A 26,271-nucleotide genomic window follows, 5' to 3' on the forward strand; every position below is an offset into this window, starting at 1 on the left:
TTTTAACTTATGTTATTATAGTTAAGGATAAATCTGCTCTGGAATAGAAGTAATTCAAAGGAATTATAGAAGTCTATCGTGTTAGGGGTGAGATGTTTGGAATTGTATGACTTGTTTTCTTTAGGTGACGTTGAGGAGGAATTTAAGCGTTACATATTAAATATTGAACAGACTTTCCCAAAATGGCTAGAAGAACAGAATGAAGAACATGATACAGCACTATATTTACTTTTGACATACTATTACTTTCTTAATTATCTAGCTGACTCAGAAGTGTTGTCGCATGCAGATCAAGGTAGTTTCTTATTAGCATCAAAAACTTCAACAGATGTATATGCGATTTATAGTTTTTTGAAAAGCGGCTGCGTTCATCAAGCTTCAATTATACTCAGATCATTATTTGAGACAGCAGTAACAACTAAATTCATTTATGGCGACCTTAAGTATCGAATGGAATTGTTTTTGAATTATAAATACATAGAAAAGCATCTAGCAATAAAGAAAGATAAACGCATAATACCAGCAAATGAGCATGCTGAAATCGGACGGATGTTTGAGCAAATAAAACATCAATATAATCTAAAATCAAGTTGGTATAGTAAACACCTGTGGGGAATAATGGAACAGGATTCTAAGTTGAAGCATAAGTATCGTAAAGCAAATTTCAAAGCATTATGTGAAGTAGTTGAGATGAATGGCGATTATGATAAGTTGTATGGTGCATTGTCTATGACTGTTCACGGTTCTCCAGTGGTAGATCATTTGTTTGTTTCTAAGGGGAATTTCACTGCCGCACCAGTATTTAATTCCATGCAGATTATAACAACTTCTAGTCTTGCGATTCATTATGCTCATACAGTGTTTCGTTATATCGTGGAACATTCGGAGAATCAGAGAGCTAAAAAGATGATTGATTATTCTACATGGTTATCATATGCAAGTGCGAAGGTAGCGAAGGAAGCGAATTTTTTAGATTAATAGTAAAAGTGTAATGCATACAAAAACAAAGCAGTGTTTTACAGAGAGGCAGTCGAATGTGACTGTCTCTCTTCTATGTCGAAATATCCAATAAATTGATTTATTTCCAAGAGTAATATGGTATGATTTTACTAGTTTGTATTGGAGGTAGCCCTAATGGTCTATGTTTTACTTGTATCAATGGTTGTAGTGATTGTTGTACTTGGTTTGTTATTCTTGAATTTTCAACGTAAACAAAAGAGATCAGCAGTTTTTATTGAAGAGAATTATGATTTAAAAGCCATCACCATTGCTGAAATAGACAAAATGGAAGATGGTACTGGCTTTGAAATGTATCTTTACAGACTGTTTATGGAGCTGGGCTACTCAGGTGTCTACAAGACTGTGGGAAGTAGGGATTTCGGAGCTGATGTGGTTTTCACTGATCGTGAAGGTATAAGGAATGTCGTGCAAGCAAAGCGGTATCACGTTGACAATCCAGTGGGAATTAGTGCTGTGCAGGAAGTCTTCTCCTGCATGCGGTACTACAAAGCTAAAAAAGCCATAGTGATCGCTACAGCCAAGTTTACAGAGCCATGTGAGACGCTTGCTGGCATCAATCATGTGAAACTGCTTGATCGAGCTGACTTGATGCATGTCATTGAGGCGTTCAGAAGTGGTGACACTATTGCAGCGCGTGACATCATTGAAGGAGAGCCAAGGATGATTTTGGAGTCGTGGTCTGAAGCGAATAGTGGTGTTCTACATGAAGTGCGTAAGGATTACAAGGCTGAGAGACACGTAATGAAGGTTATGGGGAAGTAAGGAGGAGAATACATAGTTGAATATATGGATTAATATTGGTTTTGTCGGAGGATTAATAATTGTCTTGATACTAATAAGGAACGTGTTAGATGAGCTGTTTTCCAAATGGCTTATGCCAACTGCTGAAAGAATTGGCAAACGCGTAGGTACAAAAGTACAAAAACAATCAATGATTGTTTTTGTTGAGATATTTACTCTTTTAATACTTCTTATGTTTGTAATAGGACATTTAATGCTTTTCTTAATTATGGGGACGGAAGGCTTCTTTATATTATACTCGTTTTTAATGATGATTGTCCTTTTTGTTTTAATTCTTGTTTCAAGTGCTGTAATTCAAGAATATAAACGATTAAATCCTCAATATGTATCAAGCATCGGTAAGGGACTTAGGAGGATTGATATTGGTAAGAAGTTTAATAGTAACTATTTGCTGAATCGTTTATGGCTATTAATGGGACAATCTTTAGACTTGTTTAAGTCTTTGATGATTTTACAGATATCCTTCATTTGTTTAATTGTATTACAGTGGTCGCCAAATTTTTACTTCTTAAGTCTGTGTTTCATTCCTTTGTATGCTAATTATTGGGTGTATTTTGTAAAAGTCTTAACTCCTAATAATAATTCTGAAGGGGTCTTTATAAGAAGAGCATTTATGTATTTAATTTTAATGGCATTAGTGATTTTTGAAGTGTTTAAGAGATATCAAGGATACCTTATTGAAGTACCCTATACTCCAAGTATTGACGTCTTTTTATTAACTGGTTCAGGAATTCTATATATTGCTCTCGATAGAGTTTTAAAAGAGATTCTGGGCGATTATTTGAAGTTCAAAAATGAACGTACAAAAGCAATTAAACTAAACGAGAGACAAGGAGATTGGTCGATTTAGTTAATCTGATTTAATAATACTAGATGTTATATGTGAAGCAAATTGCATGTTTGGAAGAGAAAAAGCGAATAAAGGAGCGATAGGGATGAATCAAAGAGTTATCGAGAGTCCTAAAGTATTTATATCTTACAGTTGGACAACTCCCGAGCATGAAGTTTGGGTTGTAGAATTAGGAACTAGGTTGAGAGAAAATGGAGTTGATGTGACTCTAGATAAGTGGGATTTGAAAGAAGGACATGATACAACTTTCTTTATGGAGAGCATGAAAGCGGCAGACAAAGTTTTGATAATTTGTGATAAAGGTTATAAAGAAAAAGCAAATGGTCGAAAGGGTGGTGTTGGAACAGAAGCTCAAATAATTACTCCAGATGTTTATGGCGATGTCTCCCAAGAGAAATATATTCCCATTGTGGCGGAGAGAGACGAAATGGGGCAGCACTATATCCCAACATTTATTGAATCTAGGCTTTACATTGATTTATCATCATTTGATAGTTTTGAAGAGAGTTATGAAAAGCTTTTGCGTAATATATATCAAGCACCCTTGCATAACAAACCAGCCTTGGGAAAGGCTCCTGAATACTTGTTCCAATCTGAAGCAAGCCATAGTAAGACAGCTTCTATTTTGAGACAAATGAAATCAAACGTTGATAGGTATCCACAAAGATTGAAATATCAATGGGGAAATTTTGTTGATGCTTATATAGAATCCTTGAAATATTTTACAATTGAAAAAGTTGACAATCCGAATGAAATTGATGAAGTTATTGTTGAAAAGCTTTTAAGTATGCTTCCTATGCGCAATGATTACATCGAAGGGTTAGAACTGATGGTATTATCAGATTCATTAGAAGTAGATGATATTATCGACTTTTTTGAAAGAATATACATTTTTACTGAATTTCAAAATGAGGGTTCATTTTATGAAGTTCAGTTTGATCACTACAAGTTCCTAATTACTGAATTGTTTATGTATACGACACTAATATTGCTAAAAACTAAAAAGTACAATTTACTATCACAGTTAACTAATGCTGAATTTATAATTAATTCCAATAATAATCATCGGGTGCTTAAAAGCTTTACTCGGTTAAGGTTCTATCCTTCTTCTCTTGAAAATAGAAATAAAAGGTTGGAATTACGTAGGACAAGTTTGTATGCAGATATTTTAATTCAAAGAGCAGGAACAAGGTATAAACAAGAATTAATTGAATCAGATATTGTTTTATACAACATATCAAAATTTCTCGTTGAAGAGGCTTGGGGGCGAGTCTGGTTTCCATCGACATACATCTATGCAAGTGAGTATGGTACGATTAAACTCTTTCATAAATTAAAGTCACGCAAGCATTTCGAAGAAATAAAGGTTTTGTTTAATAATCCTAAAGAGGATGTTTTTAAAAGCAAAATAAATGAAATGTCTGTAGAACAAGGTTATCCAAGTAGCTGGAATGAAGTTCCACTAATTAGAAAGTATATAAATCCAGAGGAAGTTTGTTCAAAACCGTAATTTTTATATAGTATGAGAATTGAATCAAATCCGAATTTTAAGGAGTCGTGTGAGAGGCTGCTGAAACGTGTTTTGTGTACTTAGTTTTTCTTTTGAGAAAAGGTTTGTCAAACAGGGGGATTTCTATATGAGTGATACAGATGATAAGACTTTTCTTCTCGGATGTATGGGTTCAATAGCTTTGTTTATATTGTTGTGGATGATCACAGGGAATCCAATATTGGCATTTTTTATTGGGCTTGGCACATCAGGGGTCACTTTATGGTACGCTAAACGGAAAAAAACAGAACAAAATTATAATGCCGATAAACAATTGTACGATTATTTGCATGATGTTAAAGATTTCAAAGTTTCTGACTATCATATTTCAAAGGATAAGAAGTCTTTAATCGCTGTAGATGAAAGTTCCCAAAAAGTTTGCTTCATTGATAATAATCATGGAGTTGCGAAAAGAGTATATTCCTATAAAGACTTAATCACATCGGAAATTGCGGAAGACGGAGAAGCTGTTACAACTACATCTAGAACGAGCCAATTAGGTGGGATAATACTTGGTGGTATGGTTGCTGGAGGTGCTGGAGCAGCAGTGGGTGCTTTATCGGCAAACAAATCTACAAAAAGTGAAATCAAAGCAATTACACTGCAAATTACGGTAAATGATACTAGAAATCCTGTCTATTATATTAAGTTCTTGTATGTTGTTGAGGCGATTCGTAAAAATAATCCTGAGTACCAATATGCAATTAAACAAGCGAATCATTGGCATGGGCTTATTAGCGTGTTAATTAGAAGGGCAGATGCTGATACACAGGAAACAAAGCAACAGGAGTTGGTTTCTGCTGTAGCTTCGAATACATCTAGAGAAGAACCTCCTGCCTCGATAGCATCTACATCTGTGGCTGACGAGTTAGTTAAACTAGCGGATTTATTGAAACAAGGATTGATTACGTCTGAGGAGTTCAGTGAAATGATGAAAAAGTTAATTTCGCAATAATTGAATTTCATGAAACTGAGTAATGAAAATTATTTTTACGCTTAATAGTTTTCTTCATGAGTGGCATATTGCGAGTCACTCTTTTTTTGTTGAGGGTTGACATAAGAATGTGAATAATATACATTCATCCTGTGAGCAAGGTTAGCAACCAATTTTCACACTCAAACCCAATAAACAACCTAAAATTACATAACTTATATAGAAGGAAGACCCGTGGCAACATCGACTCCATCAGCCATTTATTCGGCTACACCATTAATATCTCCAAATCTAAGCCTACTAACTCGGAATTTATTGCCATGGTAGCAGACAAGCTACGGATTGAGCATAAGGTTAGTTGAAAGGGTTAGGGGCAGTGCGTGGTAAGGGATTGTGGGTTTCTGGTAGGTGTTTAGGCTGAAACGATTTTGCCTATAAACTTCTATTTGTATATGTATAAATTTCACTCCTTTATTGGGTTCGGTAAATCCAATGGAGGAGTGTTTGTTTATGACTGATTTTCAATTTCAGATTGATAATTTTGTTGTACTGTACTTCGCAGGGAATATCTTATAAAACATCTTGTGAAAAATGAATTAGAAGCAGATGAACAGTTAACTTTCTTCAATAAAGTTAATTATAGAGATTATCTAATGGAACAATTTAGCATCTGATAAAACAAATATTTTATCTAAAAGGAGACATCTGAACTTGAAAAAATAATGGGAGTTGAAATATGAAAAAAATATTATTGGTTTGTATTATGATAATGTTGATGCTAGCATCGGCTTGTGGAAATGTTGAAATGACATCAAATTCAAATACTTCTAGTGAGCCTAAACCTGCAACGGATGAGTCTATTATTCCAAAAAACACATCCGTATATTGTGCTCAGGAAAGTATAAATTTGGATAGTGAAACTGAAAAATATTTCTATGGAACTTGGAAAGTTGAGAAGCTTTTAGGATTTGCAAATTCATATAATGATGCTTCTGAATATCCAACAGGGCAAAAATTTATTGGAGATGAAATTATCATCAAAAAAGACTTTTTTTCATCAAAAGGACTTAAAAACTATAGTGTTTATCAATATGAACTAAAAAAACCATTATATGAGATTACAGCGACATGTTATAACTCTGACTCTTTTTATAGATTATATAAAATAGATATCCCAGACTTAAATATAAATGATGTAGTAAAAGTAATAAATATAAGTGACCCTTCTACAAACCTTGGAATACCTTTAAGTTTTTTTGTTGTTAATAACGATAGGCTTATCTTGTTAGCAGAGGCAACTATTTTTGAGCTTAAAAAAATTACTGATTAAATGAATGCGATTCTGAAAATGCCTGTGAAAATTAAAGGTTTACTTAAAAGAGTTAATGGGGAATTGAGTCTTTGTAGAATATTAGGTCATTCCTCAGTGGAGGTTACTCAAAATGCATATCTTGATTTTTCAGACGAAGAGATTGGGAAGATATCAACTACATAGTCCTCTGGCTAGTATGGATATATAATTATTCAAAAAGACAGCTAACTCTATTGTTTAGAATTAGCTGTCTTTTTGTTGTTTTATATTCTATTCCATCTGAAACCAAACTTACATACTCTCGAACTATTCATGTGGTGAAATAATGAAAATATTCTATAATAAAACGATTATTTACTCAAAATAATAGTTAAATATTAATGGCTTCTTAACAAAATTGGAGGGTGTAAACGTGAATCGATATGTAGTTGGTGAAAATGTTACAACGCCAGATGGTAAAGGAAAGGTTTATGCCTATAGTAATAACTGGTATACAGTAAAGTTAGAAAAGCATGGTGAAATTAAATATTACACAGAACTGCAATTAAGCAAAGTATAATAACACTGCTAATTAAAAAATGAATCCGAAGGAGATTACATAAAATGGGCCTATTGAAAAGGAAGCAAAGAAACGAGAGGCAAAAGAGCTGCGTAAGGCACTTGAAGCCGCTGGTCGCACCAATTACGTTATGATTCATCACATTTCTAGGTTCCCCAAGTCTGAAGCAAATGTAGTAATGGGGATGGGCAGGGAGTCGAAAAGAACACAATTAGAATAAACGGTGAGACTGTAACTGTCACAGGTTTGGAATGGCGTATAACGAACTATGACAAGCATTTAGAAAGCGTAAGGAAACACGATTCTCAAGAAAAAATAAGAAAAAGAATTAGTTCGAAAACAGAAGGATTAATGGAAAGTTTAAGAAATGGACAAAGGAAAACAAGGATAGGTTAAGGGTATATAGAGATAAAAGGACTGCTAAAAATTATATTATTACTGACATAGAGTGGACTAATTGTAAAAATTATTTTGATAATTCGTGTGCTTACTCTGGATTAAAAGCAGATGATCATTATATTCCAAGAGGCGCTACCATGCAAAAACATGATCTACACAAAGAACATGTGAACGACGATGGAGCAAACGATTTATCCAACTGTGTACCAGCTTGTTATAGTTGCAACAGCCAAAAATGGAAATTCTGTTTTGAGGACTGGTACAATGAAAGCAACAAAAGCTATACTGAGGATCGGATTAATAAGATACATATTTGGTTAAAAATTGACTTTAGAAGATATCTGGAAAGTTAATAAATTTTTTGTTTTACTAAGATATATATAAACATGGTTAAGTTGAAAAAGCTAAAGATAATTAAACTTGAGAGAGCATTAAACATACATAAAAAATCAGGCGCGTTACAGAATTTACTGTATAGTGCCTGATTTTTTCCATAAAATTAACTACTCCATAGAATTCCATTAGTATTAATTAATTCTTTTATTTCTTTTCTGTATTAAGTAGAGAATTCCGCCAAATACGAATCCACAAATTACTCCAGCCAATAATGATTTAAGTACAGCGAGAGCAATTTCTTCAGTTGATGAATCAGTTACTGCAATATTAATAATAAATATTAAACTGAATAGTACTGTCGATACAAGGAAAGACTTTGATTTTAGAAAATTAATCATTTTTTCTCCTCTATTGTTTTTTAGTTGACAGTTTTATCCCAAAGTACTCCTCCACTTTTATCGCCTTCTTGGAATACATTATAAAATTTATCCTGAACAGTTAGTCCATAACCTGCGATTTCAAGTCCGAAATGAAATTTACCCTTTCCGAAAATTCTCACTTTTCCAGTCATTTCATAGGTAACTCCTTCTTCCCAATCGTCAACCTGCCAAATTGACAAAGTGCCTTTGTTATACCAAGCATCGACTAGATGAGGATTAACTGCTGTACCATTATAGGTAAAGTACCCTTGTACACTAATTGAAAAAATTGTGTTTCCCAGTATACTTTTAACATCGAGAGTATATGTTTTTGTTGGTGTTGCTTGACTTGCTGCTAATTTAGCCATATCGCTCGATAATAAAGCACTATCAATGACTTGTTCATCATCAGTTACTGTCTCGACAATAAAGAATGGGGAATCAGTTAATGTAATTTTAACATTATCTGAGATAATATGTTCTTTGAAATTTCCATTCTCAATGTTAGTTCTTAAATAACTTTTGAGATCCATGTCGCTATCAGCTTCAGTTTCTGGAAGAACAGTTTTTTTGGTTTGTATTAACAAAGTAATCCGTTATTAAGGATTCATTCACAGGATTATTTTGAAAAAATGAATTGATTGCTTGATTTGCTTCTTTCGTATTGTCAACATCAGCCTGTTCCAAATTCTTGATAAGATTATCTTGAATACTTTGTATTTCTTCAAGATATTGAGTGTTCACTGCTGTAGCACCCACAGTAGCTGAGAATAAACTGAACAATAGTAAACAAGAGAATAAAGACATTAAACATTTCTTCATAACATAATCTACTTTGTGGTATATTTGTAATAATATGGAGTGTATGGAAGCCGAATCTAAAACTAAAGAGTAATATTAAAGCCCTTGAGGATTATCTCAGGGGCTTTAATATATGTGTCTATTTCATATACTTTATTGAGTAGTTCTCAGTAATGACCACAGTTTAGATTTTAATCTCCTGGCTATAATTGTTATATGCAATTACGAGGGAGAACGTTTCATATGACTAAAAAAACCAACAAGAACGAATATAAACTTGTTATTCATTACGCCACTCCTGAAGCACATGATAAAAAGATCGGTAAAAATCAGATGAGCAAAAGGAACTATAAAATGAATTTAAGTTAGTTATTCACTATGCTAGCGAGGAAGAATCTAAGTCTATTGAATACTTTGAGGAAGAACTGATAAAGCGGTACTGATGAGGCAAAAAAGTTGGGTTTCGAATGGGGCGGAGATTGGACTTCGTTTAAAGATTATCCACATTTTCAATTGACGTTTGGACTGTCTACAGCAGATTATCGTAATGGTAAACAGCCAACTCAAACAGTTTTTGCCTATGCTCTTATTAGTCCGAAACCAGATAAATCAGTTCAAAAAGAGGATGATAATGTGGAAGCAGTTAAGGACGTTCTAACTAAAGATAATAGTGTACATAACGGATTTATTAAAGATAATGAGAACTATGTTCTAATTAGTGTATTGAAAGCACTAGGTCATAAGGTAAGCTGGGACAATGTTAATAAAAAGCTGTATATCAGCTAATTTATAGGTGTGATGCGAAAATGCATTGCACCTATTTTTTTATTTATATCTGGCCACGTAGTATAGTCACAATGTAATGTCATTGTTAACTCTAGATGCTTACGACATAATAAAATATGTAAACAATTTTGCGTACTAATGTCTAACCGTATGCCAATAAAGTCTATGAACAATTAACATAACCAAGATGTGAAATCCCTTACCCCATAAGGGCTACACCATTAATATCTCCAAATCTAAGGCTACTAACTCGGAATTTACTGCCTTGGTAGCTGACAAGCTGCGGATTGAGCATAAGGTTAGTTGAAAGGGTTAGGGGCAGTGCGTGGTAAGGAATTGTAGGTTGCTGGTAGGTGTTTACAGTCAGTATTTAAAAACCGATAAACTTTTTCCATCTCACCCGATAAACCTATATGGTTTATTGGGTTTTGTTATTATATTAGGCAGTATGTTGCGGCAAGAACTATCAACAAATCAATGCAGTAAAAAGACACTGAGATCTTATTCATCAGTGTCTTTTTTGTAGACATTTTCCCACCAGAGGGTTGTAGTTTAAAGCAGCTTAATCAGCTCTTCTAGCTCGTCAACCATACCTTTTGCAAGTTCAAAATTATTGTCTTTTAAAGCTAATTCTATTTTCATTTCAACTGCTTTTTTATTTTGTTCATTTTCTAAATAATCTTTATCAAAATGACTGGCATAAATCATCTTTCTGAATTTTCGCATACTCATTTTTCTAATCGTCTTATCGTCAATGATTAATACATAATCCATACCATTTACTACAGAATAGAAATCATGAGAAATCATGAGAATCGCACCTTTATAATCTTCAATGGCTTTCTCCAGTGCGATTTGTGTATAGGTGTCTAAATGACTTGTCGGTTCATCAAGAAGCAATAAGTTTGCTTTGCTAGCAGAAACTTTTGCCAATTGCAGTATATTTTTTTCGCCACCAGATAAAGATTCTATCTTTTGATTAAGAATTTCTCCTTCAAAGCCATAGTTTGAAAGATGTGCTCTAATCTCGTCATAAGTTGCAAACCCAGCATCGATGAAGTCTTCTAGTATGGTATTAGAATCCTTAAGCACTTCGTCTTGAAGCTGAGAAAGATAAGCCACTTTAATATCAGCATTTATTTCAATTGAATCATGATTATTTTTAAAGATATCTCGGAGTAAAGTCGTTTTCCCGGTACCGTTTGGACCGATAAGGGCTACTTTATCTGTAGGTTTCATCTCAAAGTTAACATTTTCTAAAATCAACTCATCAAAGGAAACACTATAATTATTCACATTTAAAACAGTGATGTCTTCTTCAATTTCATTGTCCACACCAAAACTGATTTTCGGTTGCTTAATATCAACGAATGGCGCTTTAATTTTTCGTGCTTCCAATCTTTCTTGAAACTTAACCCTAGCTTTTAACGCTCTCCCTCTAGATGCTTCTGAATTATAGGTTGCGATCGCTCTAAGATTATCAATAATGTTATCGTATCTCTCAATTTCTTCTTGTTCAGCGACTGCGATTTCTTGTAACTCAATTTTCGTCTGAAGTAATGAGAAGTTATACTCAATATATCGCCCATCGAACTCTTGGATCTCCATGTTTTCAAGGTGTATAATTTTGTTAAAACAATGATTCAATAGATAACGGTTATGCGTAACAACTAGCAATATTCCTTTGTGAGCATTAATAAGATTTTTAAGTGCATTTAGGTTTTCAAAATCTAAAAATACATCGGGCTCATCCATAATCATTAAGTCTGGACTAGTCAGCATTTCCTTCATCACTTGAATAAGCTTGAATTCCCCACCACTTAGATCGGATACCCTAGCATCTTTTAGCTTCAAGAGGTTGGCTAAATTTAGTTTCTTATTAATATTGCTTTCAAAATCATTTCCATCCATTAAATCAAAGGCATCTAGAGCTAATTGATACTTTTCGAGTAATGAATCAATATCTGATGATGTTTCCATTTCAGTGAGAATAGCTGTTATTTCATTTTGTATCTTAATAAATTCTTCTCCTATATATTCAAAAACGGTTGTTTCTTTAGTTCTGTCTACTTGTGAGAACTGACTTACATATCCAATTTTGCAGGTTGGGTCAATTTCTAACTTGCCTTCGAACAAATATTTTTCAGGATCCATCAGTATATCGATCAGTGTACTTTTACCACTGCCACTTGTTCCTATAAAAGCGCAATGTTGTGCTTCTTCAAGCGTAAATGAAATGTTTTTATATAGTTCTTTTTGCGGGAATGCGAAGGATAAATTATCAACTTTTATCATAGTGTTACCTTTCTTTATAACTAAAATAGTGACTATTAATAGATGTACGGAGGATCATAAGATTTTGAGTTTACCGTTGATAGAGTAACATTGTTTACAACTAACATCAATCATTTCGAAATAAAAGAGCTTGATATACAAAAAAACACTCCTTTATTGGGTTCGGAAAATCCAATAAAGGAGTGTTTTTTTGATTGAATCTAAAATTCCCAAATCATTGCTCGCCCAATTCTTTTACTTTAAATTATGAATTTATGATTTAGTAGGGCCCACGAATTGATTTCTAGAAGCACCTAGACCAAATATAAAGAGTAAGACAGATGCGCCAACTAATATGAAGAGTGGAAGGGTCCAACTGTTTGTTACATCATGCAAATATCCGATTAACGCCGGGCCAATTGCAGCAAGCAGGTATCCAATGGATTGTGCCATACCGGATAGTTCTGCAGCCTGATGTGCATTAACTGTACGTAAGCTGAAAAACATCATGGACAAACTAAAAGCGAAACCTCCTCCGATTCCGAGTATAATGATCCACAAAAGAATCATACTTGGACTCCCGTAAATTAATCCTAGTGTTCCAATCAAAAGCAGAGTCGATGTAATGGCAACTAAAGAACGTTGGCTAGACATGCGCCCAGCAATGATAGGAACGATAAAAGTAAATGGAAGTAGTGCCAGCTGCATAATTGAGAGAAACCAACCCGATTGACTAGAACTGATGCCTTGATGTTTTAGGATTTCAGGTAACCATGCAATTAGAACATAAAATATTGTAGATTGTATCCCCATAAACAAGGTGACTTGCCAAGCAAGCGGGGATCGCCATATATTCACATGATTGTTGACCACCTGCTTATTGCCATCAACAGAAGTTTGTTTCGTCCGATATTTCATTTGTGGTAACCAAAAAATTATGGATACAATGCTTAGAATACCCCAGATTCCCAACGCACCTTGCCATTTCAAACCTAATCCAACTGCAAGAGGAATACTAATACCAGAAGCAATCGCGCCACATAGATTCATGGAAATGGCATAAACACCTGTCATCGTACCAACTTGTTTAGGAAACTCCCGTTTAATAAGACTCGGCAATAATACATTACACACTGCGATTGCAAATCCAATGATAGCCGTTCCGATATACAAATTAACCGCTCCAGTTAGGGAACGTAAAGCAATGCCAATGGTTAAAAAAATGAGGGAAATCAGAATGATGAGTTCCGCTCCAAACTTTCGACCTAATTTAGGCACAAAAGGTGATAACAAGGCAAAAGCAAGCAGAGGGACTGTGGAGATCAAGCCTGCTAAAGTATTGGAAATATGAGTGTTGTCCCGGATGAGACTTACTAAAGGTCCAACCGAGGTTAGGGGAGCACGTAGATTTGCCGCAATAACAATAATCCCCAGTATAATTATCCATCTTGCAGATTGCATGTGGTTTTTATGACTTGATGTTTCATCTTTACTATTAATAAATTGGTTTTGCGAACTCATGATGTCTCCTCCTACATAATTATCTTAAAAATAAATCAATACTGGTACTATCTTTTTATCTTTTCTTCTGATCTTTAAAATCTCAACCATTCGCGCGAATAAAATAAGTATATTATAATTAATATATTATAACAACTGGTATATTATAATATATTAATGTGAATTCAACTTCTTTATATTCATTAATCTTTAATTGGTTATTTTTAAAATGAGCAAAAAAATTACACAAAGAATCCTCGTTGAATGAAGATTCTTTGTGTAATTTGATAATAAAACAAACCGGAATTTTCCGAATATTAAATTCCATATTTTAAGGTGATATGTAGAACAACTTCGCTGTTCGTATGATTTGAATATGAATGTGAACCATCTGCACGAAAACTAATCGAATCATATTGATTCAATGTGTAGATTTCTTCATTAACATGAATGGTAATGGTGCCTGTCATTACCGTCGCAATTTCGGTTGTATTCATATGATGAACTTCCGGATGGTAAGAGCTGTTAGGTTGTAAATATGCACGGTACATTTCGATATCATGGCTTGCATTTTTAAATATTGGTTCAACGACCCAATTCTTTTGATCACTAGCAAATCGTAGTCCTTCACCGGCTCGGTAAAGATTTACAGGATTTTCTGATGAGAACAAAGCCATAAACGGTAAAGATATGCCTTTTGAGATTTTCCATAACATTCCAACCGTTGGATTTGTTTCTCCGCGTTCAATATTTCCAAGGGTAAGTTTGCTCACACCCGTCAGTTCTGATAATTCTTCAAGGCTCAGTTGTTTTTCTTTTCGAAGTTTTTTGAGTGTTGAGCCAACCTGTAATATAATTTGTTTTGGATCATCAACTTCCACTTGATTTCCACCTCATTCGTAGCAAATATATTGTTAAGTATATTAGTTTTCAGGATTCATTACAAAGTCAGTTTGTCATCCTAACTGAAATTTGTATTAGTTCAAATTAAGTTTCAAAGCATAGTCCATCAAATGAACTTTTTGCGAAGAAAAGAGGTTCGATCTGATAAATGTTTATCTTGATGATTTGCGAGACTGCCCAGAAGGATTCACTTTGGCTAAAACATTTGAAGACGCTGTAAAACTTTTTGAAAATAATGAAGTGAATATTCTTTCGCTTGACCATGATCTAGGTGAAGACACTGAGGGAAATGAGCTGAAGAATGGGTATGATTTTGTGAAATACTTTTGTGAGCATGGTTTAAGAGCAAATAAAATTTATCAACATACGGATAATCCTGTAGGCAGAATGAATATGTACGAGACCTTGTTGGCTGCTCAACGAAGAGGTTTTATAAATAAGGATATAGAAATTTATTATTATCCCATAACAGTTAATAAGTATAGTGGAGATTGATAAAAGAGGATTCAGAGGTTAGATTTGTTATACTTCATGTAAAGATGTCCTAATTACTACATAACTTTATACCCTAAAAGCGAGGCGTAACGAAATGAATACATCTGAGTTTCAACAGTATGTGAAGAAGTTCAGTGAAACCAAAGGTTTTGACACGAGCTCCATTGAGCAGAGAATGCTGTACTTAATGACTGAAGTAGGGGAATTGTCCAAAGAGGTGCTATCCGTATCCTTCGACCCCGGTGCAGAGAAGAAAGAAAACTTGGGATTTGAGATGTACGACGTGGTGTGGAATATTTTTGATCTGGCCAATAAACTGGATATTGATCTAGAGCAGGCATTTAAACGTAAGCTGGAAATCAATGAACAGAGATCATGGGAGTAATACAAAAAAAATCCAAGACTACCCGCTCGGGAAGCCTTGGATTTTTTGATTTATAATTTTTTATTTAAATGAAGCATAACCTTCATCAGCCATTACAACACTACCGTTAATTGCACTAGCTTCTGGTAAGGAGAGCAAGTATACAGTGTCTGCAACTTGTTCAGGCAATGTTAATTTGTTACCCATTACTTTGCTCTTCATCTGGTCGACCATTCCTTGATCTTTATATCCTTGGATAATTGGCGTATCTACAGCGCCTGGAGCAACGGCAAGCACGCGGATTCCATGAACGGACATTTCAAGTGCTGCGGATTTAGTCATCATAATGACCGCACCTTTAGAAGCGTGATATGCGAATGTACCTGGGGAAGCTAGGAATCCAAATACAGAAGCTGTATTGATGATGACCCCTTTGATGCTGAGCTCACGCATTTTTTTACCTGCTGCGATAATACCGTGGGCAACACCATGCTGATTGACATTAATAACACTATGATAATCTTTAAGGTCTTGGTCTAGTACAGGAGTGACGCGGCCGATCCCGGCATTGTTGAACATAACGTCAATTCTTCCATATGTGGCAACGGTTTTCTCAACCAGTGCTTCTACCTCTTCGTATTTTGAAACATCCGTTTTGACGAAAATAGCTTCGCCACCATCCTTGATAATCTGTGCGACCGTTTCTTCACCTAATTGTTGATTGAAATCGGCAACGACCACTTGATCACCTTTTCTTGCAAATTTAATTGCGGTTTGTTTCCCGATTCCACTGGCTCCACCTGTAATTACGGCTACTCTTTTGTCTGTCATTTGGGACTCCTCCTCGAGAAATATAGTTATACTAGAAATATAGGTTTATAAGGTGAAAAGGTTATTTACTAACTTATTTACATTGTAGCACTTGTCTAAATTAATTAAAATTTAAGTAAATTTAATAGGTGTTAAGTAAATATTAACTTAGGGAGTGATTCAAATGAATTTAGAGCAATGCGAGAATATCGTAGAAGTCGCAAAGATTGGTTCACTAACCAAAGCTGCTCAGAATCGTCATATCACCCTGTCTGCCATAAGCCAGTCCATAACACTGCTGGAAGCGGAGCTTGGAGTTACTTTGTTCATTCGTTCGCGAGGCCAACGAGCAGTTCCCACAGCAGAGGGACAAGCCATTATCGGCAAAGCAAATGAAGTCTTGATGAAAGTAAATGAATTAAAAGCTGAAGCACAGATCTACAGCGATGCGCTTAGTGGTCATTTGAAGATTGCTACGATTCCGGGACCCATGCATCTAATCGTGAAGGTTATATCCGGTTTTAAAGCGGATTTTCCAAATGTGAAAATAGAGATTTTTGAAAAGGGGCCTAAAGAAATTCTGGATAATGTGCTTCAGGATGAAATGGATATCGGACTGATGGTCTCGCCAGAGGGCTTATCAGAGAAACATAAAGGGGTCGTATTCGAGGAATTAATGGAAGGTAAGATTGTTGTAGGCGTACATCCTCAATCACCACTAGCTTTAAATACAATAATTACGCCCGAACAGTTAGTAGGCCAGACGTTGGTTTTATACGATGATCATTACATACAGGACTTTGTGGAGCGTTATTTACTGAAAGTTGGGCCGATGAATATTCTTTTTACAAGCAATAACACCCGTGCCATTGATAATGCAGTGGCGTCAGGACTCGCGATCACGATTGGGATGGATTATTCCTTTCTAAAAACATTTGAGGGTTCTCAGAAGATCATGAAGACGATCGAGCTACGATCACCAGATCATAATACTCCGGGGTCCATTGTTTCAGCTTCTAAACAAGGATCGAAAACGGTCAGAAGATTCATCAACAGGTTGAAACATGAATTTGAGGAGGGGATTAGAAGAAGTTAACAGTATGCCTTGGTAGATTTTATCTAACCTTTACGCTTCCTAGTTAATATGAACCCTATGATGTTGTCCATTTCAGATCGTAATAAGGACAGCCAAGTGGGGAGGATGTCAACACAGTGAGAAGGTATCTAAGGCAAATTAATGTGGCAGTTATTTTTGTTTTGTTGATTTCGTTGTTGCAGCCGGGAGTATTTGTTCACGCTTCCATTTCTGATCTACCAGCAACAAACTACGGAACCGTTATTGATATACGGCAAACAGAGCTTGCACCTGGGGCGATGTACACCTGGATGGATCTTCAGAATGAACGTGGTTTACAAAAGATACATGCAGTGGAGTTCAACCCAGGGCAAGGCCATTTAGAACTGCGGGCAGGTACGAAGGATGGAAAGGTATACGGTATGAAGGGTGTTACAGAAATGGCCGCTTATGCGGATTCGCCTGGAAACCGGGTGATCGCAGGGATTAACGGTGATTTTTATGAAATCTCCGGTTTTGCCACGGGTGTTCCAAATGGATTATTTATGGATGATGGTGTAATCCTGAACAGTTCGATTTCAGCTTTTACTTTCGGTTTAAAAGAAGATGGCAGCTCGATTTATGGGGTGCCGAAGCTGACCAAGAACGTAACGATTAATGGAAAAACAACTAATCTAACCAGCATCAACCGTTATCGAAATACGAATGAGCTGGTTCTTTATACGGAAGATTATAATACAACTACAAAGTCGACCAATGAGGGTGACGAGGTTGTTCTAGATATTGTCGAGGGAGAAGTGAAGAGCGGTCAGACCTTGAAGCTGAAGGTATCTGAGATTCGCAACAATCAAGGCAATACGCCGCTTACCAAAGGAAAAGTAGTTTTGTCTGCTAACGGAACGTCTCGTGCTGTTCTGCAGGGGTTATCGGTTGGCGATAACGTTACTGCGACCTTTGCGCTTAGCGGAGAATGGAATGATGTGAAGGTAGCCATTGGCGGCGAAGGGCCGCTGGTAAAAGACGGAGTAGTTCAACAAGGTGTTGGACCTTTAGGAATTCATCCGCGTACAGCCATTGGGACAAAAGCGGACGGAAGTCTCGTTTTATTCGAAGTGGATGGAAGATCGCCAGGTTTTAGTGAGGGCGTAGATACCGATGAGCTTGGCAACATTCTGAAGGATATGGGCGTAGTGAACGCCATGAATCTGGATGGTGGCGGCTCTTCTACTTTTGTGGCCAGAATGCCGGGTGCATCTGGTGTCAAAATGATGAATCAGGGCTCTGATGGCTATGAACGTAAAACCGGCAACGGTTTGCTGGTCGTCAACACAGCCCCAGAGCAATCTACAGCTTCTAAGCTGGTTGTGCAGCCGAATGCGGAACGTATTTTGCAAGGCTCCAGCTTTATGTTCAAAGCAGCAGGAGTGGACGAGAACGGCCATCCGGCACCTTATTCGGGTACGCTGAATTGGCAGGTGGACGCTGACCTTGGTACTGTCGATGCGAACGGAGTCTTCACCGCAGGAACCACTGCCGGCACAGGAACGGTAATTGTAGAGGCTGGGACAGTCAAAGGCAGTGGGGAAATCGAAGTCGTGGATAAGCTCACAGACCTTAGGTTTCCTGATGAGATCAAAACTTATTCTTCAGGTGCTGCTGCGCAATTAACTGTGAAGGCGCTACGTAATGGACAGGTAATTCAAGCTGACAACCATAGTTTTGAATGGCGGGTTGAGGGCGAGATCGGAAGTGTGGACGAGAAGGGTTTGTTTCAAGCGACGAGTGAAAACGGGAAGAACGGGAAGATTTATGCTAAGTACGGGGACGCCCAGACCTCATTTGAAGTAAATGTGGGGTTGCCGCCTGTAATGCTGGAGGATTTTGAGAATGGCATTGATAAATATATAGCCTCCAGTGCAGCAGCTAACAGTGTAGCGATTCAGGAAGTGACGGATCAGGATTTTGTCCGCAACGGGGATAAAGCCTTGAAGCTGGAATATGATTTTGTTAATAAAACAGGCACATCCGGTGCTTATTTAGCCGCAAGCTCAACCGCCAATCGGATTCAGATTCCGGGGTATCCTGAGAAGATCAGTATGTGGATCTACGGAGATGGCAAAAAGCACTGGCTGCGGGGACAAATTCGTGATGGCAATAATGCGGCAGTGCCTGTGGATTTTACAGATCAGGTGAATGGAGTGAACTGGACGGGGTGGAAATACGTCGAAGTATCCGTTCCTAAGGGAAAAACCACCCCGTTAACGATGGATATGCCTGTCCGCTATATGGAGACAAGCAATCTTAACAAGAGCGCAGGTGCAATTTACGTTGATGATATTCGTGCCATTTATGGTCCGATAGAGGAGGATAGAACACCTCCTGTGCTTAAAGATGCCTATCCTGGCGTGAACGAAATTGTCAAAACAGCTACACCGACCCTTTCCGTCAATGGTGAGGATGATGGTTATGATCCTGTGGTGCATCCGGGAACGACCTTAATCGATCCTGACAAAACACGTGTGTATGTTGACGATCAATTAGTGGAGCATGGCTTTTATCCTCCAAAAGGTCAAATCACCTATAAACCAAAGGTTCCGCTTACAGAAGGCCGTCATAAAGTAAAAGTTGCCATTCGCGATTTGAGCGGTAACCAGACGATAAAAGAATGGTATTTCACAGTGAATTTGGGCTCTCCATTCTATGTGTACAAAACACCAGAAATCGTTTATGCCGGGAACACTTACACTTTGGATGTAACGGCAGAGAAGGCGGGCAAGCTGAAGGAAGGAAATCTTACGTTTGCTTTTAATCCGGCTGCAGTTAAAGATTTGCAGGTAATTCGAGGGGATAAGGTATCAGAAACGCAAATGGAGTCAATCATTGATCCAGCTTTGGGCACTGTGCGTCTTAACCTAACGAATATCAATTCCTCCAATCTACGAGATACGGATCTCATCGGACAAATTCAATATACGGTTCGAAATGATTATGTGGGTCCCTTTACACAGGAGCAGCTCGCTGGGGATACAAGCAAACCTTTTGTAATTGAAAATACATCCGGATCTGTAACTTCGACAGAAGGTACCGGGGTTCCTATTTCTTTTATTGGAGCGGCTGTTGAATCTGTTGTAAAGACACAGCTGATGCTCACTTGGAACCATTATGATCTTGCGAAGGGCTTTGATGCGTCTTTTGCGGTAAAAGATCTGAATGGAAGTGTTGTTGAAGGTGCGAAGCTGCTGTTCGATGGATTGGAGGTACAAGGCGCAACTTCAGAGGGAAGTGGGACACTTACTACTGGCTTTGTCACTTCAGCAGAAGGAACTTTTAAATTGCAGGCGGTAAAAGGAAATACCTATAGTCCTGTAATGACGTTCAAGGTTGCTCCATATGACGGTACTGCTGCCCCGCGCAATGTTAATGTTACGATGGGCCAGGATGCAGCGACTTCTCGCCAGTTTACTTGGCAGACAGAACCGCTAACCGTGAATACTGTAGTAGAATTGGTGAAAAAGGCAGAATTCACAAGCTTTCAAGCCGCGAATGTAATGAAAATTACTGGCAACAGTTCAATTTACAACACCAACAATGATGGAACGATGCGAGTTCATAAAGCGGAGGCAGTAGGGCTTATCCCTGGAACCGAATATGTATATCGTGTGGGGGATGGGGAGTCAAATGTAAGTGAGCAAGGAACCTTCGTTACAAGCGGGGGGGAGAGCGCTTCTACAAAATTCTTGTTTATCGGAGATTCTCAAGCAGATTCTAAAGCGGGGTTTAGTCTTTGGGGCAATACGATAGAGGCTGCTTTTGCCTATATGCCGGATGCTGAAATGCTGGTCCACGCTGGAGATATGGTGGATAAAGGCTTTGAACAAGAGCAGTGGAACTGGTGGTTTGATGCAGCCCAAAAGCAGCTGATGAATACCACGCTTGTTCCGATTATTGGGAACCATGAAGTGATGGGAACCAATGGCGATGGGGATTACCTGGCGCAATTCAATAACCCGCAAAACGGTGCGGCGAGCGTAAAAGGTACGAATTATTCTTTTGACATTCAGGATACACATTTTGTGGTTATGAATACAGAGCATTCAGGTGCTCCGTTCACTGAACAGGCAGAGTGGCTGGATCAGGATCTATCTGCTACAGATAAAAAGTGGAAGGTGATTTTTTTCCATCAAGGGCCCTATGGCAGCATCTATTCGAATGAACAGGTGCAAGCAAAGTGGGTGCCGGTGTTTGATAAGCATAATGTGGATCTAGTGATGAACGGTCATGATCATATTTACTTGCGAACTTTTCCAATGAAGGATGGTAAGCAGGTAGCAGAAGGCGAAGGCACACGATATGTTATCGGCGGTTCCTCCGGTCCTAAGTTCTATGCGCTGACGCCACGTTTTTGGCAGGAAAAAATATATGACGAAGATGAGCAAATCTATACGGCTGTTGAAATTGGGAAGAACGAGATTACGGTTACGGCAAGAACGGTAGACGGTGTAGAAATTGACCGTTTAGTGATCGAAAATTTTGTTCCAAAATCCATTAAGCTGGATCAAATAGCTGTTGAGCTTGAGCCTGGTGCTAGTCTGCAATTGCAAGCTAAGGTAGTGCCGGATGAGGCTAATCATCTGACAAAAATTTGGTCCATCGTTCCTGACACGACAGAATCAGTAGTTACCGTAGATGGAAATGGCTTGGTTACAGCTCTAAAACCAGGGACAGCTAAGGTGAGAGTCACAGTGGCAGGTTACCCGAATGTTTTTGCGGAAAGTAAGATAACTGTAGATGCGCTGCAAGCGATTAAGCTTCAGGGCAAAGGACAACTTAAACCAGCAGAGGTCGACCAGACAGTCACCGAAGCTGTCTATGCATCCGGTAAACGAATCCCAATATTGGATGGACTTCATTATTCCAGCTCGAATGAGCATATTGCTACAATCAATGAACAGGGCTTGGTCCAGGCTCATCAGGAAGGCTCTACTGTGATCTCAGTAACCTACAGGGAGTTCGCCTCGGAGTATAGTCTCGTCGTAACAAATGATGAGGCTCCTATTCTTACAGAAATAACGATAAAAGGGCCGGATTCGCTGGAACAGGGAAATAAAGGCTCCGTTGTTGTTCAGGCGGTATATAGTGACGGAAGCAAGCAAGAATTGGTCGAGGGCGTAAGGTATGATACATCTGATCATTCCATTGCAATGATTAGTGAGAATGGGGAGCTTCACGCATTGAGTGCTGGTATAACAAAAGTCAGCGCTGTTTATAAGGGGTTCAGCACTGAATATATTTTGACAGTGACTGAGAGCACGCCAGGTACGACTCCGACACCAAGCCCAGAGCCAACACCGGAACCAACACCAAGCCCAGAGCCAACACCAACACCAGGAGGCTGGGTGCCGGGACCTGCTGTGACACCAACGCCAACTGCTACACCGACACCAACTCCGTCGGCATCTGCACAAACAGGTGTAGTAACTATAACAGCCTCTCAACTGTCAGAGAACAAGAATGCTCAAGGTGAAGTTGTGGTTTCTGTTGACGGATCGGTTACGGAATTGCTTTTGCCAGGCAATGTGGTTGAACTGCTTGGACGCGCACCGCTTAGAGTGGTTATGCAGGATTTATCCGTTACGATTCCTGCTACAGTACTGGCAGAACTTAGTAAGCTAATCTCAGCTGAGGCTCTTGCCAAGAGTACGATTTCACTACGGTTGAACACTTTAGCTAGTAATACAGCCGTGGATCTGTTGGATCGTGCAGGTACACTAGCTGGAGCACAATTGAGAGCGAAAAGTGATCTGCAAGAATGGTCGCTCAGCATCCTCACAGAAAATGGCCAGTCCTTCTCATTAAGACAGTTTGCAGAGCCGATCACGATTTCATATAAGGTCGGTGCGACTGTAGAGCAAAGCTTACTGGGTATTTATTTTATGGATGATGCCGGTAAGTTGGAGTATATGAGCAGTACATGGATGAATGGTTATCTATCTGCTGCTGTCAGTCATTTTAGTAAATATGTTGTATTAGAGTATGACAAAACATTCAATGATCTGAAGCCGGATTACTGGGCTTACCTTGCTGTGAAGCAGCTTGCGGCAAAACAGCTTGTACAGGGGGTAGCTGTGGATCGTTTTGATCCAAACCGTGCGGTTACACGTGCGGAGTTTACAGCGATGTTAGTCCGTGCGCTTGGCTTAAAAGGTCAAGCAGTAGCTGGTTTCACTGATGTACCTGCTGATAAATGGTATGCAGAAGCAGTAGGGTTAGCAAAACAAGCTGGAATTGTTAACGGTCAGACCGCTTTACTGTTTGAACCGGATGCCAAGACCTCTCGTCAAGAGATGGCAGCGATGCTGGCTCGTGCATATGCATACGCCAATAACAGCGTATCTGTAGCTAGTCTTAACGTTTCAGCATTTAATGATATTGGCACTGCATCACAATGGGCTCAAGAGGCTATCAGCGAGGTGTACAGACTTGGATTGATGCAGGGACGTGCTGTAGGGCAATTTGCTCCGAAGCAAAACGGCACACGTGCCGAAAGTGCACAGATGATCCTCAATCTGTTGAGTGTTTTGGAGTAACGATTATGGCCAGTTCCAGGTTGTTGGGACTGGCTGTTTTTTTAACAAATTGGATTAGCTGGAAGCACACAATGGTTTGCATACAGTAGATGGTTTGGGATCATTATGGACTGTATTGCAGCTATTTCAACTTTTTGGTGGTCTTTTTCCAAGTTTTCGGACATCATAACTCTTATTGTCATACTTTTGCACCGAACCGTAGTATATTTAAATGAACAGTTGCATCTGAGTCCGATAGCTGAGTGAAATGGCATAAATCAGCTTAATAAGATCTCCTCGGTCCGATACGCTGTAATTCCCAACCAACGATTACAATCCAGAGCCTGGCAGATGAGTATCAAATCTTCTCCTATATTTTGGATATCTAGTATTATATTGGGTTTTTGGTGCTAAGAATCACCCTTCAGAGGCAAGTAATTACTAGTATTAATTGTTATAAGCCAACACAAATTGTTATGTTGTGTTATGATAGTAGGGAGGTGACTCCCATGAATGATTTTGAGAACTATCCCGATGAGCTGGGTAATTTCATTCGGCACATCAGAAAGACGAGAGGGTTAACCTTAAGAGGACTGGAAGAAAAGAGCGGCATAAGTTACTCACAGCTTAGCAAGATCGAGCGTGGAGAGAGCATTCCGCTAAAAGACAATCTGGACAAGATCATCGAAGCACTTGGAACAGATCTGAAGAATCGGATGTATCATTTGGCAGACTATATGCCAGATATTGAATATATCAAGACCTTAAAGCATGGTTATGAGCTGCCACAGCTTAAACAGTCTCAGGACTACATTTATGAGACGGCATTTAACAAGCTTAAGGAATTCAGGGCAAAGGAAGGTAAAGAAACATCTTACGTTTCCTTTGATTCTAATGAAGTCATAGTTTATGAAACGGAATATGGGGCAGGAATGGTAATAGAGAAGATTGAGAAATACAATCTTACCGACGTCCTGAACGATAAGTTTGAGGGTTGCCTCGACTCCTTAAGAAAGAGCCCTCGGAAAGGGCGTCAAGCCTTTCTATTTGGCGAGTGGTTACGGGAGTGCGTTTATGAGCTGAAGGAAGAAGAACAGGATCAGGTCATACAAGCGCTCAAAGAATTTACGCAGTTTAAAGTACAACAGATAAAGGGTGCTTATAAATAATGTGTGTTTCATAAATGATCTCAAAAATGAATAATGTTGCCCTTTCTTGCAGCCATCTATTCATCTTGATCCATAAACTAACAACTAAAAATGGTTTGACAGAAAAGGGGATATTAATAATGAAAATTAACATGAAGTTTACCAGCAAGGGAAAAGTCGCTATAGAGAATTTTAATAACGAGGAATTGCTGGAGATCTTCGCACGATACATCAAGACATTATCCAAAAAGTATGATATCGAAGTTGATGTTCCTCTTGAAGAGAATCAAAATATTGTTGGTGATGGCGCTGTAATTGCGACTGCACAAAATGTGAAATGCGATGTAGAAACATTTTTCAAAGAGCTGGGTAGAGATATTAAAGTTCCTTTGAAGAAAAGACTTGGCGGAAAATTGGAAAATGTATTTAAAACGGAAATTACTGAGTAGAAGATTACTCTATTTCAGGGAGTAGTCCTTACTGAACATAAAGAAGGTAGGGCCTTCAGGAGGCTCTACCTTCTTTATGTTGATGATGTTAACATGAAGACAATCTAGAGAACACTCGCAGTGAAGCCATAGGAAGTTATGTAATTATGTCATAATTTGCCAATTAATTTGTGTATGGGGATGTTATGATTTTTCAGTTTGTATGAGATCTCTACTGTCTAAGATCTCTTTAACAATCTCTATGAAATCTGGTAAAGCTTGTGCCTCAAGCGCTAATTTATAGATGTTAAGTAATTCTTCATCAGATATTGATTCAAGAGATGAGGGGCGTGGTGAGGGATGAAAATAGTAATTCATTTGGTTCCTCCATCATATATTTGTTTTTATTACACATTTATATATATGGTATCATTTGGAATACAATCCGTCTCCTGTCATTCACCCTACGAATTTTCCTTTACATCTTAGGGGAATTATGGCATAATGACTATTTTTATGTGATAATAGATTGGTTTACTTTGAATTTTAATAAACAAAAACAATCCCGACATGTATAGTACATGTCGGGATTGTTTTAATCAGAGTCTTTCTTATGAGTAGATAAGTACTTCTTTAGGCGAGGTTCATTGGATTCCGAAACGGTAGTGAACTGCTTACCTTGATTAAAGCATACAATCTTGCGTCCGGGATCATAGCCTTCTATGTTGTTGATATTAACGACGTTGCTGCGGTCAAGGCGTTCGAATCCCTTACCCTCATACGCTACGGAAAGATCGGAAAGCGTGGTGGGGAGAATAAATTCGCCTTCTTTCGTATGGACGAATATTGTATTCTTATAATTCGAGAAATACAATATATCTTCCTCTAGAATATCACTAGAGGAACCGTCTTTCTGTAAGACACGCATCTTTTCCCCATCCT

Annotated in this window: 21 protein-coding genes and 4 pseudogenes; 18 read left to right on the top strand and 7 right to left on the bottom strand. The window is 38.0% G+C overall.

The window, feature by feature from the left end:
• Window positions 1–96 precede the first annotated feature (96 nt).
• From MKX60_RS12635 to MKX60_RS31685, 10 genes and pseudogenes are all read left to right on the top strand, one after another.
• Window positions 97–978: a DUF5677 domain-containing protein gene (locus tag MKX60_RS12635; RefSeq protein ID WP_341060002.1), complete on the top strand. Its 882-nt coding sequence runs from the start codon at window positions 97–99 to the stop codon at window positions 976–978.
• 156 nt (window positions 979–1,134) lie between these two features.
• The gene (locus tag MKX60_RS12640) at window positions 1,135–1,782 is read left to right on the top strand and encodes a restriction endonuclease (protein WP_341060004.1); all 648 of its coding nucleotides are present in this window, start codon (window positions 1,135–1,137) and stop codon (window positions 1,780–1,782) included.
• Window positions 1,783–1,798: 16 nt separating this feature from the next.
• Window positions 1,799–2,671 carry a hypothetical protein gene (locus MKX60_RS12645; protein WP_341060006.1) on the top strand — a complete coding sequence of 291 codons (873 nt, stop codon included), beginning with the start codon at window positions 1,799–1,801 and terminating at the stop codon, window positions 2,669–2,671.
• 85 nt (window positions 2,672–2,756) lie between these two features.
• On the top strand, window positions 2,757–4,181 hold the full coding sequence (locus MKX60_RS12650) for an SEFIR domain-containing protein (protein ID WP_341060008.1): 1,425 nt from the start codon (window positions 2,757–2,759) through the stop codon (window positions 4,179–4,181).
• A gap of 127 nt (window positions 4,182–4,308) precedes the next feature.
• Window positions 4,309–5,175 carry an SHOCT domain-containing protein gene (locus MKX60_RS12655; protein ID WP_341060009.1) on the top strand — a complete coding sequence of 289 codons (867 nt, stop codon included), beginning with the start codon at window positions 4,309–4,311 and terminating at the stop codon, window positions 5,173–5,175.
• 209 nt (window positions 5,176–5,384) lie between these two features.
• Window positions 5,385–5,516 (top strand): annotated as a pseudogene (locus MKX60_RS12660) (sporulation initiation factor Spo0A C-terminal domain-containing protein); the annotation flags it as partial.
• Between the two features lie 374 nt (window positions 5,517–5,890).
• On the top strand, window positions 5,891–6,484 hold the full coding sequence (locus MKX60_RS12665) for a hypothetical protein (protein ID WP_076284488.1): 594 nt from the start codon (window positions 5,891–5,893) through the stop codon (window positions 6,482–6,484).
• Window positions 6,485–6,550: 66 nt separating this feature from the next.
• A pseudogene (locus tag MKX60_RS31680) lies at window positions 6,551–6,674 on the top strand (tyrosine-type recombinase/integrase); the annotation flags it as partial.
• A gap of 204 nt (window positions 6,675–6,878) precedes the next feature.
• A complete protein-coding gene (locus tag MKX60_RS12670; RefSeq protein ID WP_234532344.1) occupies window positions 6,879–7,025 on the top strand; it encodes a hypothetical protein in 147 nt (48 codons plus the stop codon).
• A gap of 536 nt (window positions 7,026–7,561) precedes the next feature.
• On the top strand, window positions 7,562–7,777 hold the full coding sequence (locus tag MKX60_RS31685) for an HNH endonuclease (protein WP_076284490.1): 216 nt from the start codon (window positions 7,562–7,564) through the stop codon (window positions 7,775–7,777).
• 401 nt (window positions 7,778–8,178) lie between these two features.
• Here MKX60_RS31685 and MKX60_RS12675 read toward each other — a convergent pair whose 3' ends face one another.
• Complete coding sequence (locus tag MKX60_RS12675; protein WP_341060011.1) at window positions 8,179–8,712, bottom strand: hypothetical protein; 534 nt, start codon at window positions 8,710–8,712, stop codon at window positions 8,179–8,181.
• 709 nt (window positions 8,713–9,421) lie between these two features.
• On the opposite strand from MKX60_RS12675, the pseudogene MKX60_RS12680 reads away from it, so the two are divergent.
• Window positions 9,422–9,766: pseudogene (locus tag MKX60_RS12680) on the top strand (M15 family metallopeptidase); the annotation flags it as partial.
• A 211-nt stretch (window positions 9,767–9,977) separates the two neighbouring features.
• A pseudogene (locus tag MKX60_RS12685) lies at window positions 9,978–10,073 on the top strand (sporulation transcription factor Spo0A); the annotation flags it as partial.
• A 245-nt stretch (window positions 10,074–10,318) separates the two neighbouring features.
• Here MKX60_RS12685 and MKX60_RS12690 read toward each other — a convergent pair.
• The 3 genes from MKX60_RS12690 to MKX60_RS12700 form a co-directional block, all read right to left on the bottom strand.
• Window positions 10,319–12,061 (bottom strand): ABC-F family ATP-binding cassette domain-containing protein, encoded by a 1,743-nt coding sequence (locus MKX60_RS12690; protein WP_076284494.1) that lies wholly within the window; start codon window positions 12,059–12,061, stop codon window positions 10,319–10,321.
• Window positions 12,062–12,313: 252 nt separating this feature from the next.
• The gene (locus MKX60_RS12695; RefSeq protein ID WP_076284495.1) at window positions 12,314–13,561 is read right to left on the bottom strand and encodes a CynX/NimT family MFS transporter; all 1,248 of its coding nucleotides are present in this window, start codon (window positions 13,559–13,561) and stop codon (window positions 12,314–12,316) included.
• Window positions 13,562–13,857: 296 nt separating this feature from the next.
• On the bottom strand, window positions 13,858–14,421 hold the full coding sequence (locus MKX60_RS12700) for a helix-turn-helix domain-containing protein (RefSeq protein WP_076284496.1): 564 nt from the start codon (window positions 14,419–14,421) through the stop codon (window positions 13,858–13,860).
• A gap of 163 nt (window positions 14,422–14,584) precedes the next feature.
• Between MKX60_RS12700 and MKX60_RS12705 the strand changes: the two genes are divergently transcribed.
• Together MKX60_RS12705 and MKX60_RS12710 are read left to right on the top strand one after the other, a co-directional pair.
• On the top strand, window positions 14,585–14,938 hold the full coding sequence (locus MKX60_RS12705) for a cyclic-phosphate processing receiver domain-containing protein (protein ID WP_341060306.1): 354 nt from the start codon (window positions 14,585–14,587) through the stop codon (window positions 14,936–14,938).
• A gap of 94 nt (window positions 14,939–15,032) precedes the next feature.
• Window positions 15,033–15,323 carry a MazG nucleotide pyrophosphohydrolase domain-containing protein gene (locus MKX60_RS12710; RefSeq protein WP_042190426.1) on the top strand — a complete coding sequence of 97 codons (291 nt, stop codon included), beginning with the start codon at window positions 15,033–15,035 and terminating at the stop codon, window positions 15,321–15,323.
• Window positions 15,324–15,383: 60 nt separating this feature from the next.
• On the opposite strand, the gene MKX60_RS12715 is transcribed toward MKX60_RS12710, so the two are convergent.
• Window positions 15,384–16,133, bottom strand: a complete 750-nt coding sequence (locus tag MKX60_RS12715; RefSeq protein ID WP_341060013.1) for an SDR family NAD(P)-dependent oxidoreductase — start codon at window positions 16,131–16,133, stop codon at window positions 15,384–15,386.
• A gap of 163 nt (window positions 16,134–16,296) precedes the next feature.
• Between MKX60_RS12715 and MKX60_RS12720 the strand changes: the two genes are divergently transcribed.
• From MKX60_RS12720 to MKX60_RS12735, 4 genes are all read left to right on the top strand, one after another.
• Window positions 16,297–17,208 (top strand): LysR family transcriptional regulator, encoded by a 912-nt coding sequence (locus MKX60_RS12720; RefSeq protein WP_076284497.1) that lies wholly within the window; start codon window positions 16,297–16,299, stop codon window positions 17,206–17,208.
• A gap of 116 nt (window positions 17,209–17,324) precedes the next feature.
• The gene (locus MKX60_RS12725; protein WP_341060014.1) at window positions 17,325–23,774 is read left to right on the top strand and encodes a phosphodiester glycosidase family protein; all 6,450 of its coding nucleotides are present in this window, start codon (window positions 17,325–17,327) and stop codon (window positions 23,772–23,774) included.
• A 488-nt stretch (window positions 23,775–24,262) separates the two neighbouring features.
• The gene (locus MKX60_RS12730) at window positions 24,263–24,922 is read left to right on the top strand and encodes a helix-turn-helix domain-containing protein (protein WP_042190416.1); all 660 of its coding nucleotides are present in this window, start codon (window positions 24,263–24,265) and stop codon (window positions 24,920–24,922) included.
• A 119-nt stretch (window positions 24,923–25,041) separates the two neighbouring features.
• Window positions 25,042–25,350, top strand: a complete 309-nt coding sequence (locus tag MKX60_RS12735) for a hypothetical protein (RefSeq protein WP_042190413.1) — start codon at window positions 25,042–25,044, stop codon at window positions 25,348–25,350.
• A 183-nt stretch (window positions 25,351–25,533) separates the two neighbouring features.
• Here MKX60_RS12735 and sda read toward each other — a convergent pair whose 3' ends face one another.
• Both sda and MKX60_RS12745 read right to left on the bottom strand, forming a co-directional pair.
• The gene (gene sda / locus MKX60_RS12740) at window positions 25,534–25,707 is read right to left on the bottom strand and encodes a sporulation histidine kinase inhibitor Sda (RefSeq protein ID WP_341060015.1); all 174 of its coding nucleotides are present in this window, start codon (window positions 25,705–25,707) and stop codon (window positions 25,534–25,536) included.
• A 217-nt stretch (window positions 25,708–25,924) separates the two neighbouring features.
• Entirely contained in the window at window positions 25,925–26,257 is a 333-nt protein-coding gene (locus MKX60_RS12745; protein WP_042190411.1) for a LytTR family DNA-binding domain-containing protein, read from the bottom strand.
• Window positions 26,258–26,271 lie beyond the last annotated feature (14 nt).

The sequence above is a fragment of the Paenibacillus sp. FSL R5-0914 genome (assembly GCF_038004525.1).
Classification (GTDB): Bacteria; Bacillota; Bacilli; order Paenibacillales; family Paenibacillaceae; genus Paenibacillus_AQ.

Bases quoted from the DNA above. Each gene is read 5' to 3' on its own strand.
- MKX60_RS12640 (WP_341060004.1), top strand. From the start codon at position 1,135: ATGGTCTATGTTTTACTTGTATCAATGGTTGTAGTGATTGTTGTACTT.
- MKX60_RS12650 (WP_341060008.1), top strand. From the start codon at position 2,757: ATGAATCAAAGAGTTATCGAGAGTCCTAAAGTATTTATATCTTACAGT.
- MKX60_RS12655 (WP_341060009.1), top strand. From the start codon at position 4,309: ATGAGTGATACAGATGATAAGACTTTTCTTCTCGGATGTATGGGTTCA.
- MKX60_RS12665 (WP_076284488.1), top strand. From the start codon at position 5,891: ATGAAAAAAATATTATTGGTTTGTATTATGATAATGTTGATGCTAGCA.
- MKX60_RS31685 (WP_076284490.1), top strand. From the start codon at position 7,562: ATGCAAAAACATGATCTACACAAAGAACATGTGAACGACGATGGAGCA.
- MKX60_RS12675 (WP_341060011.1), bottom strand. From the start codon at position 8,712: ATGGATCTCAAAAGTTATTTAAGAACTAACATTGAGAATGGAAATTTC.
- MKX60_RS12690 (WP_076284494.1), bottom strand. From the start codon at position 12,061: ATGATAAAAGTTGATAATTTATCCTTCGCATTCCCGCAAAAAGAACTA.
- MKX60_RS12695 (WP_076284495.1), bottom strand. From the start codon at position 13,561: ATGAGTTCGCAAAACCAATTTATTAATAGTAAAGATGAAACATCAAGT.
- MKX60_RS12710 (WP_042190426.1), top strand. From the start codon at position 15,033: ATGAATACATCTGAGTTTCAACAGTATGTGAAGAAGTTCAGTGAAACC.
- MKX60_RS12715 (WP_341060013.1), bottom strand. From the start codon at position 16,133: ATGACAGACAAAAGAGTAGCCGTAATTACAGGTGGAGCCAGTGGAATC.
- MKX60_RS12720 (WP_076284497.1), top strand. From the start codon at position 16,297: ATGAATTTAGAGCAATGCGAGAATATCGTAGAAGTCGCAAAGATTGGT.
- MKX60_RS12730 (WP_042190416.1), top strand. From the start codon at position 24,263: ATGAATGATTTTGAGAACTATCCCGATGAGCTGGGTAATTTCATTCGG.
- MKX60_RS12735 (WP_042190413.1), top strand. From the start codon at position 25,042: ATGAAAATTAACATGAAGTTTACCAGCAAGGGAAAAGTCGCTATAGAG.
- sda (WP_341060015.1), bottom strand. From the start codon at position 25,707: ATGAATTACTATTTTCATCCCTCACCACGCCCCTCATCTCTTGAATCA.
- MKX60_RS12745 (WP_042190411.1), bottom strand. From the start codon at position 26,257: ATGCGTGTCTTACAGAAAGACGGTTCCTCTAGTGATATTCTAGAGGAA.